The sequence below is a fragment of the Chryseobacterium sp. CS3K3.1 genome, assembly GCF_059515165.1.
In genome coordinates this window covers 51,312-64,710 of the sequence record NZ_JCAKRV010000013.1, presented here as the reverse complement: position 1 = coordinate 64,710, position 13,399 = coordinate 51,312, and the positions used below count along the sequence as shown (strand labels likewise).

Annotated in this window: 11 protein-coding genes; 7 read left to right on the top strand and 4 right to left on the bottom strand. The window is 36.7% G+C overall.

Annotated features, from left to right (window positions below; all coding sequences use genetic code 11):
* Positions 1-142 precede the first annotated feature (142 nt).
* Complete coding sequence (locus AC5YGI_RS13665; protein ID WP_496168657.1) at positions 143-604, bottom strand: hypothetical protein; 462 nt, start codon at positions 602-604, stop codon at positions 143-145.
* A 158-nt stretch (positions 605-762) separates the two neighbouring features.
* On the opposite strand from AC5YGI_RS13665, the gene AC5YGI_RS13660 reads away from it, so the two are divergent.
* A complete protein-coding gene (locus AC5YGI_RS13660; protein WP_330746320.1) occupies positions 763-1,836 on the top strand; it encodes a resolvase in 1,074 nt (357 codons plus the stop codon).
* An 86-nt stretch (positions 1,837-1,922) separates the two neighbouring features.
* On the top strand, positions 1,923-2,489 hold the full coding sequence (locus tag AC5YGI_RS13655; protein ID WP_330746319.1) for a hypothetical protein: 567 nt from the start codon (positions 1,923-1,925) through the stop codon (positions 2,487-2,489).
* An 81-nt stretch (positions 2,490-2,570) separates the two neighbouring features.
* On the opposite strand, the gene AC5YGI_RS13650 is transcribed toward AC5YGI_RS13655, so the two are convergent.
* From AC5YGI_RS13650 to AC5YGI_RS13640, 3 genes are all read right to left on the bottom strand, one after another.
* Positions 2,571-3,200, bottom strand: a complete 630-nt coding sequence (locus AC5YGI_RS13650) for a response regulator (protein WP_330746318.1) — start codon at positions 3,198-3,200, stop codon at positions 2,571-2,573.
* A gap of 2 nt (positions 3,201-3,202) precedes the next feature.
* Positions 3,203-5,410, bottom strand: a complete 2,208-nt coding sequence (locus AC5YGI_RS13645; protein ID WP_496168653.1) for a tetratricopeptide repeat-containing sensor histidine kinase — start codon at positions 5,408-5,410, stop codon at positions 3,203-3,205.
* Between the two features lie 62 nt (positions 5,411-5,472).
* Positions 5,473-7,938, bottom strand: a complete 2,466-nt coding sequence (locus tag AC5YGI_RS13640) for a tetratricopeptide repeat protein (protein ID WP_496168651.1) — start codon at positions 7,936-7,938, stop codon at positions 5,473-5,475.
* 972 nt (positions 7,939-8,910) lie between these two features.
* On the opposite strand from AC5YGI_RS13640, the gene AC5YGI_RS13635 reads away from it, so the two are divergent.
* The 5 genes from AC5YGI_RS13635 (at position 8,911) to AC5YGI_RS13615 (ending at position 13,393) form a co-directional block, all read left to right on the top strand.
* Entirely contained in the window at positions 8,911-9,732 is an 822-nt protein-coding gene (locus AC5YGI_RS13635) for an alpha/beta fold hydrolase (protein ID WP_454510618.1), read from the top strand.
* 230 nt (positions 9,733-9,962) lie between these two features.
* Positions 9,963-10,160, top strand: a complete 198-nt coding sequence (gene rpmI, locus AC5YGI_RS13630; RefSeq protein WP_034694453.1) for a 50S ribosomal protein L35 — start codon at positions 9,963-9,965, stop codon at positions 10,158-10,160.
* A gap of 117 nt (positions 10,161-10,277) precedes the next feature.
* Positions 10,278-10,622, top strand: a complete 345-nt coding sequence (rplT, locus tag AC5YGI_RS13625) for a 50S ribosomal protein L20 (protein ID WP_002979659.1) — start codon at positions 10,278-10,280, stop codon at positions 10,620-10,622.
* Positions 10,623-10,976: 354 nt separating this feature from the next.
* On the top strand, positions 10,977-12,158 hold the full coding sequence (locus AC5YGI_RS13620; protein WP_330746314.1) for a M28 family peptidase: 1,182 nt from the start codon (positions 10,977-10,979) through the stop codon (positions 12,156-12,158).
* The gene (locus AC5YGI_RS13615; RefSeq protein ID WP_330746313.1) at positions 12,158-13,393 is read left to right on the top strand and encodes a M28 family peptidase; all 1,236 of its coding nucleotides are present in this window, start codon (positions 12,158-12,160) and stop codon (positions 13,391-13,393) included. Before AC5YGI_RS13620 ends, AC5YGI_RS13615 begins: the two co-directional genes overlap by 1 nt.
* Positions 13,394-13,399: the final 6 nt, after the last annotated feature.

Genomic DNA, 13,399 nt, shown 5'->3' with positions numbered 1-13,399 from the left:
TATATTTTCAAAAGAAACTGTTCCGGACTACTACTCTATTGCTTAGCCCTCAAAATCCCCGCAATCATGCTCTGTGAAAAGCGGCAAAGCTTTTTTGGTGGTAAAATATTTCGAAACTCTCTTGTTTTTTAACTCCAGTTTTTTACCTTCTATCACGAGTTCGTACAGGTGCTTTATCTATTTGAGTTAAAATATATGTTCTTTCCGGTGTTTTAAAGATCGTTTTATTTCCTTCGATAGTATAAGAAAAATCATCAATTTCAAAAGTGTCTTTTTCATCACAGACGTTGGTCCATCTGATCTGCTTCTTTGTGATAGAAAGACTGGCCAAATCGCATGAGTAACAGTTCCCGGAAAATTCTATACCATATTTATCATGCACATTAGTGCTTTTACTATTCAATACGTCAATAGGAACCAAGGTAGAAAAATCACCAGGTATTTCTACTATTTCCGGATCATTCTTTACGGGTTCCGGTTGAGATGCTGCCCCTTCTATTTGAGTTTCCGGAGAAGTATTGGTTTCTGCTTTTTTGTCTGCAGAAGGTGAACAGGATGCTAATAAAGCAGTCAAAACTGAAAGGCTGATTATTAAGTTTTTCATTCTTATAAAGTAAATTACAATATTGGGGTTATTATTTTGTAAAATTCTCCAAAATCCTTTGTTCAAAACATCCCTGTTTTCGGCCATTTATTCCCTATATCAGGCGGTTTTGTTGGCTGCTGGTCTTAATACTGATACATTTGCGCAAAAATATAAAAATGAAAGTCATCAATCAATTCTTTATATCATCCCTGGTAATTTTTGCAGGATGTAACCAGAAGGATAAAACATCAGGGACACACAATGTAAAAACTGAAGTAAAGCAGAAAACGGTAACATTTGCCGATTTCAAAAAAATACAAGGCGTGGACAATGTTCAGGAGGTACCGTTTCAATTATTTACTAAACTGGATTCTGTACAGTTTTTTATAACTCCGAGTAAAGATGCTGCCCATTTGAAAATTCCTTACAATAAACTCGATAATTATTATGGATTTGAAGAATTTGAGGACTTCTATTCTATTCACTACAGCATTAATAATAACATTTCGAACAGTATTGAAGCGTTTGTCCTGAAGTCGGAATTCACACCGGCATACGAACTTACGTTAAAAGGTGTTGACCTTTATGAGATCAGAAGCAGCACCTTTAAGGAATCAAGTGATTTTAAGAATAAATCATTTAAGAAGTTCGGAACCATTGTGGAGATTTCTGAACAGGAATTTAAAGCCAGTTCAAAAAAACAAATCGGTGAACATTTGACAAAAAATCCCAATATACAACTGCAGGCAGATAACTGGGTATATAAAGAAAACGGCAGAGAAGACGTAATTACACAACATGAAAGTATCTCTACCGAGACCGGACCGCTTGCCAATGAATATGTAGGAAGATCGCCTTATTTAAACCTGGAAGTATTCAAAGAAAATTCTGATGAAGTTGCAGATTCCTACTATTCTTTTTACAGCCTAAAAAACGCAGTTATGTTTGAACTGAGTACCGAAGGTTATCCGCAAATTCTTCCTTCTAAAGGCTGGGTTACCTTCGTCTCTTCCAATCATGATGTGGGGAGTAATTTTGTTATTTCCAGATACTTTCCTCAAACTAAGAAACAGGACAACCTTTTATATGTGAATTTCACCAACTTTAAAATAGCAGATGATAAAAAGGCTTTCTGGACCGATAATGACACCTTCTACGCAGAAGTCTACCCTCTTAATTCAGCTTCTGGAAATGGTAAAAAACAGAAAACAGCTTATATAAAAATTCAGCTGAAGGCTGACCTGTTTTAATTTGATGAGATAAAAACCCCTGAAATCAGCGAGTGTACAGGGAAATAAAGTCTAATATCTTTGCTGCAATTATTTAAAGAGATACAATGAAAAAATTAAGTTTGACCCTTCTTTTTTGTTTATTAAGTTTTATGACTTTTGCACAGTCGTTAAAAGTCGTTATTAAACAGGATGGAAAAGCAATTGAACCCGTGAATGATGTTTATGAACTGAAAAAATCTCCTTTTTTATTTGAAATCACGTCTTCCAATCTGGAAGGATTTTTAGTGGGTGCAACCACAAATAAAGACATTTATGCAGGAGCTTTGGGCGCTTTGAATACTGAAGTACAATGGTTCCAGAATACAGGTATGGCCGAGGAGCTTTACAACAAGGATAAAGAAATGTTTCTGATGGATTCCGCACCTTCATACTGGTATTACACAGATGCAAAAGATCACAGATTTGATAAAAACCCTAAAGGCAATGCAAAGCAATGGACTGCTACCCGTACGATTACAAGATTTTATGATATCATGGTAGATCAGCCCATCAGTTTAAAAGATTTTGACGGCAGCGTTTTCATCCTGATGTATCACCCGGTTTACAATGACGAATATGATTTAGTAGACAAAAAGAATCTGTTCCAGGCTGCGTTGAAATTCAAAGATTAACCGTACACACCCAAATTATTTGATTATATAAGAAAAAGGCTGCTTACATGATGTGAGCAGCCTTTTTTCCGGATGATTATTTTATTCGATAATCAAGCCGTATTCTATAGCTAATTTTATAGCTGAACTCAGGTTGGAGGTCTGAAATTTTTCGATAAGATTTTTCCGGTGGCTTTCTACCGTATGCGGACTTATAAAAAGCTTTTCCGCCATTTGATTGGTAGTAAGTCCTTTTGCTGCTTCACCCAGAATTTCTTTTTCTCTTCGTGTCAGTTTCGGAACCTGACTTAATCCGTCTGTTGATTTTTTCTCCAGAACAGCTTTGGTTTGAGAGCATAAAAACCTGTTACCGGAATATACAGAGGTTATTCCTTCAAGAATTTCGGAAACTGAAGCATTTTTTTGAATATATCCCAAAGCCCCTTCAGCAAGAGTACTGTTGATGACAGGCAGTTCGTTATGAACACTCAGGATAATAATCTGAAGGTTGCTGTACTTTTTCTTTAAAGGCTTGATGAGTTCAATGCTGTTGATATCTGCCAGATTAATGTCGAGCAGCAGAATGTCAACCGCCTGTTTTGCAAGGCCTTCATTCATTTCTGAGACATTTTTAAAACAATCTACGACATCTATTGTTTCGCTGTTTCCTAAAATATTTTTCAGTCCTTCCAATAGAAGCGGATGATCGTCTGTTATGGCTACTTTTATCATGTTTAATGAATAGGGATTTGAAGTTCTATACTGGTGCCAATATTTAATTCGGAGGTGATATTCATGGTTCCTTTTAAAAACTGGACTCTTAATTCTATATTGTGAAAACCTGCTGTTTTTCTAACGTCTAAGTTTGTATGATCGAAGCCTTTACCATTGTCTTCTACGGTAAGGTTTAACAGATTTTCTTCTTCGCTTACCTGAACAATAATTTCGGAAGGATCAGCATGCTTGATAGCATTGTTAACCAGTTCCTGGATGATTCTGTAAATAACCAGCTGTTTTTCCTTCGATATGGAATTGCTGTAATTGATAAACTCTGTATGGATTTCCAGAGCATGATTGGAAATTCGTGAAGCAAACTCCTGAATAGCCACTTCCAGACCGTATTTTGTTAATAAATCAGGCATTAGATTATGCGCCACCCTTCTCAGTTCTTCTACAGCACCATCGATCTGTTCAATTGATTTTGAAATTCCTTCCTCTATATTTTCAGCCTGATCAGGATTTAAATAAGACAGTTGGTGTTTCGTTCCTGAAAGCAAACCTCCCAGTCCGTCATGGAGATCACGGGCCAGACGGCCACGCTCCTGCTCCTGCCCTTCAAGCAATGCTGTAAGGGTAGATATTTTGGAGTTCTGTTTTTCTTGTTCCATGGCTAAAGCATGCAGTTCGTCTCTTCGCTTAATAGACCTGGCACGCTGCTTATACGCATACAGCAACAAGAGGATCAAAACAATGAAAAAGATAATAAAAAAAATGTAGTACGTATTGATCTTTTCCTTGAATGCCAGAAGCTTTTTAAAGGTATTAATATCGTTATTCTTCTGTTGGGTTTCCAGTTTTGCCAAACGAAGCTGCTGTTCTTTTTTCTCGGATTCAAGTTCTGAAAATTTCAGTCGCTCACGCTGGTTTTCTTCTACCAATTTTAGGTTGTTATAAACCTGTTCACGCTGTGCACGCAAAATATTAATAAGCTTGATTTCCTGAGCTTTCTTGTCGCTTTCCAGCTGTAGTTTGATGTATTTCTGTTCCTGCCGTTCTTTATCAAACTGGGATTCTAATCTTTTGGTGATATCCAGTTTTTCCTGATCGTAAATGCTCTTGTATTGATCAACATAGCTTTTATAATAAGTCAGTGCTTCTTTATAATTGCCCTGCTCTTCACTAATTCTGGATAGAGATTCAAGGATAGACAATTCTATCATATGATTCCTTACCGGGCTTTTCCCAATCTCCATGGAGGCTTTCAGAAAGTAGGACTTGGCTAAATCATAATTTTTATCCTGCAATGCCAATTCTGCCAGAATTCCAAAAGAAGAAGCAATGTGAATAGCATCACCAATTTCCAGGCTCACTTTATTGGCTAACTGAGCATATTGCATAGCTTTATTACTGTCAAACCCAGTATATAAATTAGCTAAATTGATGGCGGCATATGAAAGGCTGTTTCTGCTAAGCATCGCATCTTTATTTTTATTAAAAGTAGCAATAGCCTGTAAATAATACTGTTCTGTTTTATCCCGAAACACTGTATTGGATGGCTCCTGTGTATATTTTTGTTCATATACGTATCCCATCCGCATGTAAGCATCAAAGATAAGATTGGGATCATTTTGTTTGGAAGCTAACAATAGAAACTGTTTGCTGTATTTTTCTTCCAGCTGATATTCATTCAGGTCAGAATAAATGGCAGATAATTCCTTCGCTGCATTGCCCAATCTTCCATATAGTGTGGAAGTGGTTGGTGAGTTTTCATAATATTCGATCGCTTTCAGGTATGCGGCGACAGCATCGGTCGTTTTATTATTGCGTACCAGAATCCAACCTTTTGCATATTGTACATAACCTTTTGCTTCATTACTATTCGTTTTTAAGCTGTAGGCCTTTGCCATATCGAGGCTTTTTGAAGACTCCGCGGTTTTATTATCCAGCCGGTAATTCATGGCCTGTACCGCATACAAAATTGTGGCATACTTTCCATCCGCCTGTTTTGCAGCAAGGGAAATATTAGTATCTAAAATCTGGTAAGATTTGGGCTTAAGATTATGAAAGAATAATGCTGTAGCGTACTTGGGAGCCAGGTTGAGCTGTTCTGCCGTATTGTTTGAGGCATGGCTGTATTCTCTTTCTAATTTGCTTAAAACATCCTGTGCCTGAACAAAAAACGGACAAATAAGTAAAGTAAATATAAGTAATAACCTGTGCATCAAACCCTTATCTTTATTAAAATTGCATTCCATTAAGGAACGTAAATATAGGCAAATCCCTGCTAATCTGTTTCGAAACCATGCTTTTCAGCAAAAGCACTCCACTTCAGGTATTTCTTTTCATTTTTAAAGACCGGATCTTCACCATAATAATACATCAAACGTTGTGTTGCATATTCGTAGGCACTGTAAGTATTGGCCTGTTCATAATACTTAATGGCTTTCTTCAGATCCGTTTTTACTCCCATACCATGTTCGTAGATAATGCCGTAATAAATCCCGGAATAAGATTGATCATAGTCTTTTTTTAAGTACACCAAAAGGTTTTTATAGTCTCTTAACTGGTAATAGATTTCTGAGATTTTATCGTAATTGTAGGCGTATTTTTTCTCAGCTTTCTGATAAAAATCCAAAGCTTTATTGTAATCCTGCTTCACGTGTTGTCCAAAATAATAGAGATCACCCAGGTTGACAAGAGCCATTTCGTCACCAAGCTCAGCACTCTTTTCATAGGCCTCAATTGCTTTTTTGATATTAAAAGAATACCCTATTCCGTTGTGGTATAAAGCCCCGATATTGTTCCAGGCTACAGGATGGTTTCGTTGTGCTGCTTTTTCGTAATATGCAATGCCTCTTTGCGGATCAAATAATGATTCTATTTCAGGATCCGTAAGCAGTAATCCTATTTCTACCAGGCTATCCATGTCACCCTTTTGAGCAGATAACTCAAAAAGACGAAGTGCTTCGTGGTAATTCTGGTTTTCCTTTTCGTCAAAAGCCATTTTTTTAATCGTTCCAACCTCCATGAATTGTTCGGCGTTCTTACCTTTCTGGCTTTTCCAACGGTTATAAAAGGAAGTAAAGTATTCCAGATCTTTTCCCCGGAATGAATACCGGTCCAGATAAACGGCACCATATTCGGAAGCCTCTACCCGGTGAATGCTTCTGTCTTCATGCATCCTCAACATATTTTCACCCTGATACAAAAACAACAAGCCTTCTTCCGTTCTATAATTCAAAGGGTTGGAAATATAGTCATACAATTGGGCTGACAGACCATTTTCAAAATCGAACAATTGATACCCTTCATTCTTTTGAACAGATAAAAATCCATTTTCCAGATAGTGAATCTGCTTAATTTCCGGCTGGGGAGTGATTAACCAATTTCCATTGCCTGCATCAAAAAGTCCTGATCCTACGTTGGTTTCCAGGATAAAGACATTATTTCTATATCTATTGGATTCTGCTTTTACTTTACTAACATATTCATTTTCCAGCAGAAACTGGTGTTTTACAACATGATAGATCTTCCAGCTTTTGTCTTTGCGAACAGCAAGAGTTTCAAAATTATCGATTAAGATCAGCTGATCTGCTTCGTCTATAATGAGGCGGCCTCTTTCATCAATCAATCTGCCTTTCTTGTCAAATTTGTTAGGCTTGACCCAGAAACAGATACTTGCTTTTGAGATGCTGCCTTCTAAAAAATCTCCGAGGTAGTTTCCTTCTTTTGTATAATATTTTCGTTTGCCGGTACCTTTTTGCCTGGTGAAAAATAATTCAGGGAAATAATCATATTCATAAGGGTTTTCGCTTTCAACAGGAATAACCAGTCCGTTTTCATCGCTGTAAACTCCGAATTTGCCGTCTCTTTCTACCCCAAAGAATCCATAGGCTGTTCTTTCAATGGCATTGTATTCCGCAGGAACCATCCAGGTATTTGAATAGATTTTTAAAATCCCTGATTTTCCATTCACTTTTACTTCGCCTAAAGGTTCCTGCCCAAAATCGAATACGTCAAAAGCATCTTCATACACCGGAGAAATCCATTCTTTTCCGTCACTTTGCAGGTAACCGAACAAAGCCCCTTTTTGAATTACCGATATATTGTAGTAATCATCTGCTTCAAAAATATCGTCATAAACCGCAGGAGCTAAAACAGCACCTTTTGCATCTTTAAGACCGAATTTCCCGTTCTCTTCAAATACAGTAGATGCCGCTTTTTTATAGGCAAGCTCTTCAAAATATCCCAATCCGTAATTAATCCAGTCGGTTTGTAAAATTTCAAGAAATGAGGAATATCCTGTCTGTGAGAACAAGGAATCCAGCAGCGAAAGATTCCGGGCTTTAACAGCCTTTTTATACAGCTTGCTTTTCTGCTGAATTTCTACCAGCCATTCCTTTGCCTGTACCGTATGTTCTTCTTCGTTCATATTGAAAACATCTGTTGCATTCAATACAAAAGAGTCATAAGGTAAAGCTTCCAGAAACTCGAACATTTTATTAACGGGTTCGTAATAAGCCTTCTTGTAATGCAGCTGATAAGTATCTGCCAGCAGATTGAAAAAATAACGCAGCTGAACAATTCCCTGGTTTTTATCGGAGAAAAATTCAACACCTTCCACTTTGATATCTTCTGCCAGCAGAGGATACAGCAATAATGGAATTTCATAATTCCACTCGCCCAGATAAGTATCGAATGTCTGATTTGTTTTTTGATCGTAATTGTATAAATAAATCCGGTGTGCCATTCATTCAATTTTAACATATCGGAAAGCATCACAGCATTCCCTGTTACCTAAGGTTGCCTCCCGAGCAGCTGCAAATTACAAATATACGCAGCAATATTACTTTTACAGCTTCTTCCTCACTCCATTGTATCTGGCTAGTGTTTTTACCCATAGTTTTTTAGTGTTTATTCGAAATAAGAATTTATCGTTGAATCGGGTGTGAAAAAGAAAGCTATAAAAGTTATAAATTATTGTTTATCCGGAGAGATTTAACCGTTTTATCTTTATTAGATTTTTAGGTCAAAGATAAAAATAGAGACGGTATAAAAACATCCCTGATATCAGTGGTTTTTAGTTTAGTCTGTTTCATAATATAATGCATTGCATCTTCTTTATGGCCTGTAGGTTTCGGCCTGTTCAAACAGGATCATGTAACAATAAAATGCAGTTAAGACTACTCCGATAAGGCCTGAAATAAGAAATATAAGAAGGTAATACACGGCTTTTTTATCTTTCTTTTGTATAAAATTGATAATGACAGTAATCAGCGTGCACAGGAATCCTGCTCCAAAAAATATAATTAAGACAGCAAAAAATAAAGCTCTTTCCAGGTGTAGGTCTGCAGATGAAAGCATAAGGGTTTAAATTTACAGGTTAACAATAGGTCCAGCAGGTTCGACTGAACATAGAAATGATCAAACCTGCCTGAATTGTATGTTTCATATTCATCGTCAATATTAGAGAGAACAGTCAAATACTGCAATCCCTATTATCAGGTATATTGTATGCTGCCTTACTTTTTTGAATGTTTTTCTTTATAACAAAAAGATTTTCAATTTATTTGCTCTTTGAAGAGTGTTGACAATACATTACTATTTTTAACAAATTTTTAATCAATTATTATCTTAGATCAAGGTATTCTGAAGATTTTCTATCTACATTTGTGATTATAAAAATCAAACACACTATTTATTAATATTAAAAAAAGAAACAATGAGCACACTTAGATTAAAAGACGGTACAGAAATTTATTACAAAGATTGGGGGAAAGGACAGCCGGTTTTCTTTCACCACGGATGGCCATTATCAAGTGATGACTGGGATGCCCAAATGTTCTTCTTTCTGGAGCAGGGTTATAGAGTAATTGCTCATGACAGAAGAGGCCACGGAAGATCCGAACAGACTCCTTACGGACATGATATGGATACTTATGCTTCTGATGTGGCAGAAATTGTTGAAGCGCTGGACTTAAAAGATGTGATTCATGTGGGACATTCTACAGGAGGCGGTGAAGTGATCCGCTATGTCGCAAAACATGGTAACGGAAGAGTGGCAAAAGCTGTTCTGGTAAGTGCAGTAACTCCTATTATGGTTCAGAATGAAAACAATCCGAACGGAGTTCCCATCTCTGTTTTTGATGATATCCGAAATAATACGGCGAAACACAGACAACAATTCTTTATTGATATTACCTTTCCTTTTTATGGATACAACAGAGAAGGAGCCAAAGTTTCTGAAGGTATTCAGAGAAACTGGTGGAGACAGGGAATGAGCGGTTCTATCAAAGCACATTATGATTGTGTGAAAGCATTCTCTGAGACAGATTTCACCGAGGATCTTAAAAGCGTAGAAGTTCCGGTATTGGTAATGCATGGCGAGGATGATCAGATTGTACCTTTTGAAACCACTGGCAAGGTTGCTGCTACCCTTCTTAAAAACGGAAAACTGATTTCCTATCCCGGGTTTCCACACGGAATGCCAACTACAGAGGCTGAAACCATCAACAGAGATCTTCTGGAGTTTTTTAAATCATAATAAGAATAAGAACATCATTACGTTTTTATGAACGTATAGCATTGAAGGCAAGCCCGTATTGATATGGGTTTGCCTTTATAATTCAACCCAAAAGACCTTCCTGTTGATATACATTAAAAATTCCTTTCGTGTATCACTTTTTTTTCGTAATTTTGCACACTATTATTCCTAATGTCTTTAGGAGTAGCCAAAACAGATATTGATAACAAAAACAATAAAAAAGCAAAACAATGCCAAAATTAAAAACGAAATCAGGTGCTAAGAAACGTTTTGCTCTTACCGGAACAGGTAAGATCAAAAGAAAAAACGCTTACAAAAGCCACATCTTAACTAAGAAAGAAACTAAGCAGAAGAGAAATCTTACGTCTACTTCTTACGTAGCTAAAGTGGATGAGAAAAGCGTTCAACGTCAATTAGCAATTAAGTAGTTTTTATAAATCTATATTCGGTTTATAAGAATTCAAACAAATTCACAATTTTAACCCTGAAACGGTGCCAACAAGAGCAATAACACTGCCGCCCTTTTCAAAAAAACAATTTAAATTATGCCAAGATCAGTAAATGCCGTAGCTTCAAGAGCTCGCAGAAAGAAAATTTTTAAGCACGCTAAAGGTTATTTCGGAAGAAGAAAGAACGTTTGGACTGTAGCTAAAAACGCGGTAGAAAAAGCAATGCAATATGCTTACCGTGGTAGAAAAGAGAAAAAGAGAAATTTCAGAGCACTTTGGATTACTCGTATCAACGCGGGAACCAGAGAGCACGGAATGTCTTACTCTCAATTTATGGGAGCTCTTAAAAAGAACAACATCGAACTTAACAGAAAAGTTTTAGCAGATTTAGCAATGAATCACCCTGAAGCTTTCAAAGCTGTTGTAGATCAAGTAAAATAATGTAGAATAGATTTTGTTATCAATATAAGTCCCGGGTTTTCCCGGGATTTTTTTTTGTTATATACTTTTCATCTTTTATCACGAGTCGAATCCTGGTGTAATTGCAATATCAACAGTATTTTCTATTAAGCTGCAGTAATAAAACATGAATTTATCATTGAATATATTTAATAAAAAAGAAAAATTTACTTAAATTTTATATATTTAGCGAATTTTAATCTAAATTAATGATAAATTTAATAAAAACACATATTATTGTTAATAAATTAAGCAAATAAGCAACATTTCACTTAATAATCAACAATAAATAATGATTAATTGTTATATTAGCAATCTCTAAAGAAAGTATTAAAAATGAAAAAAGTTGCGGCTCTTTTGCTCAGTTCAATTGCACTTCAGAATATGAGTGGACAAAGTTTTATTCAGGCTTATAAGGACAGAGCAGATATGGTTACCCAAACCAATATTAGTACAAACCTTCAGGAATTTGCGGGATTTGGGATTAAAAAAACAGGTACAACAGCTAACAATAACGCTTTAAACTGGCTTAAAAATAAATACCTTTCCTACGGATATACTGTCAATAATATGTCTGAAGATAGTTTTACCTACGGAAGCAGCACTTCAAAAAATTTAATTATTACCAAGACAGGAACAGTATACCCCAACAAATATGTTATTATCTGCGGACATTATGATACGATTGTAGGTCCTGGAGTGAGTGACAACGGAAGCGGAACTTCCATTATTCTGGAAGCAGCCAGAATATTGAAAAATGTTCCCACAGAATATTCTATCAAATTTATTCATTTTTCCGGGGAAGAACAAGGTCTTGTAGGCAGCAACCATTATGTCAATAACGTAGCTTACCAAAATGGCAGTCAGGTTCTGGATATAAAACTGGTTTTAAATATTGACCAGGTGGGTGGTCTTCTTGGAAATAACAACAATACTATTACCTGCGAACGGGATACCGGTGGGGTGTCTTCCAATAATGCAGCTTCTACAGTTGTAACGCAGGAACTGATGAACTGCACTACTCTTTACTCACCTCTTCAGACGAATCTTTCTTACGCTTACAGCTCAGATTATATGCCTTTTGAAGCAAAAGGATATACCATTACCGGGTTTTATGAAACCATCCAAAGTAATAATGAGCATACCGTAAGTGATACTTTTGCCAATCTGGATCCCGTCTATGTTTTCAACGTAGGAAAAGCAGCCGTGGGAGCTTTGCAGCATTTTGCTGTTGCCTCTACATCCAGTAACCTGTTAAGTACCAACGAAAGCTCTGTGCAAAAATCAGGTGAAGCCATCAGGATCTATCCTAATCCTGCAAAAGATCTTGTGACTGTGGAATTTCAGGAGAAAGTAAAACACTTCAAAGTTGAAGTCAATGACATGGCAGGAAATACTGTTTTAAACCTTGAAAATCAGGAAAAAATAAATACATCAGGGTTAACAAACGGGGTTTATACTTTTACTGTTACAACCGATAAAGGAAATACCACAAAAAAAATTATCATTAATCAATAATGTCTGACGGATATTCCGCATCTGTTGCATTCTGGAATATTCAGCATTACTCTCCTCAAATGAAAAAAATCGCTGCTTTTTTATTCGCTTCTGTTGCTATGCAAAGTATTGGAGCTCAAAGTTTCATTCAGGCTTATCAGGACAGAGCGGATATGGTAAATCAAACCAATATTACCACTTACCTTCAGGAATTTGCTAATCTAGGGGTGAAAACCACGGGTTCACCAGCTAATGCCAATGCATTGACATGGCTAAAAAACAAGTATCTTTCTTACGGATATACTGCCAGCCAGATAGCAGAAGATCCTTTCACTGCAGGAAGTTATAATTCTAAAAACCTTGTTATTACCAAAACAGGAACGGTATACCCCAATAAATACGTAATCATTTGCGGACATTTCGACAGTATTACCGGCCTGGGAATCAATGATAACGGAAGCGGAACTTCTATTATTCTTGAAGCCGCAAGGATTCTGAAGGATGTTCCGACTGAATATTCTATAAAATTCATTCATTTTTCCGGGGAAGAGCAAGGACTTCTGGGAAGCAAACATTATGTCAACAATGTGGCTTACCAAAGTGGTGTTCGTGTTTTGGATATTAAACTTGTTTTTAATCTCGACCAGGTAGGCGGTGTTATGGGAAATAACAACAATACCGTTTACTGTGATGAAGATCAGGGCGGACTTTCAACAAACAATGCAGCTTCGGCTGCTGTAACTCAGGAACTGAGAAACTGTACAGCGCTCTACTCTCCTCTTCTGACTGCCGTAGATCCGGCTGCTGATACGGATTATATTCCTTTTGAACAAAAAGGTGAAGTGATCACAGGTTTTTTTGAAAGAATAAGAAGTACCTATCCACATACAGTGAATGATACTTTTGCCAACACCGATCCTGTTTATATTTACAAGATAGGAAAAGCTTCTGTGGGAGCATTGCAGCATTTCGCCGTTGCCACCGGCACGTTGGGAACGAATGAAACCATAGGAAAAAATACGTTGGAAAGTGTGAAAATCTATCCAAATCCAGCCAAAGATGTTATCAATATTGAACTTCCGGACTCCGGAATTAAAAATTTCAGTTTTGAAATCACAGATTTTCAGGGGCGTTCCATTTTCAGGAGAAACAATGAAACAAGTATTAATGCTTCAGGCCTGGAAAACGGAGCTTATATCGGAATTTTAAAAATTGGAGATCAAAAGGTTGTCAGAAAAGTGATGATTGAAAGATAAGCCAGT

Bases quoted from the DNA above. Each gene is read 5' to 3' on its own strand.
- AC5YGI_RS13665 (WP_496168657.1), bottom strand. From the start codon at position 604: ATGAAAAACTTAATAATCAGCCTTTCAGTTTTGACTGCTTTATTAGCA.
- AC5YGI_RS13660 (WP_330746320.1), top strand. From the start codon at position 763: ATGAAAGTCATCAATCAATTCTTTATATCATCCCTGGTAATTTTTGCA.
- AC5YGI_RS13655 (WP_330746319.1), top strand. From the start codon at position 1,923: ATGAAAAAATTAAGTTTGACCCTTCTTTTTTGTTTATTAAGTTTTATG.
- AC5YGI_RS13650 (WP_330746318.1), bottom strand. From the start codon at position 3,200: ATGATAAAAGTAGCCATAACAGACGATCATCCGCTTCTATTGGAAGGA.
- AC5YGI_RS13645 (WP_496168653.1), bottom strand. From the start codon at position 5,410: ATGCACAGGTTATTACTTATATTTACTTTACTTATTTGTCCGTTTTTT.
- AC5YGI_RS13640 (WP_496168651.1), bottom strand. From the start codon at position 7,938: ATGGCACACCGGATTTATTTATACAATTACGATCAAAAAACAAATCAG.
- AC5YGI_RS13635 (WP_454510618.1), top strand. From the start codon at position 8,911: ATGAGCACACTTAGATTAAAAGACGGTACAGAAATTTATTACAAAGAT.
- rpmI (WP_034694453.1), top strand. From the start codon at position 9,963: ATGCCAAAATTAAAAACGAAATCAGGTGCTAAGAAACGTTTTGCTCTT.
- rplT (WP_002979659.1), top strand. From the start codon at position 10,278: ATGCCAAGATCAGTAAATGCCGTAGCTTCAAGAGCTCGCAGAAAGAAA.
- AC5YGI_RS13620 (WP_330746314.1), top strand. From the start codon at position 10,977: ATGAAAAAAGTTGCGGCTCTTTTGCTCAGTTCAATTGCACTTCAGAAT.
- AC5YGI_RS13615 (WP_330746313.1), top strand. From the start codon at position 12,158: ATGTCTGACGGATATTCCGCATCTGTTGCATTCTGGAATATTCAGCAT.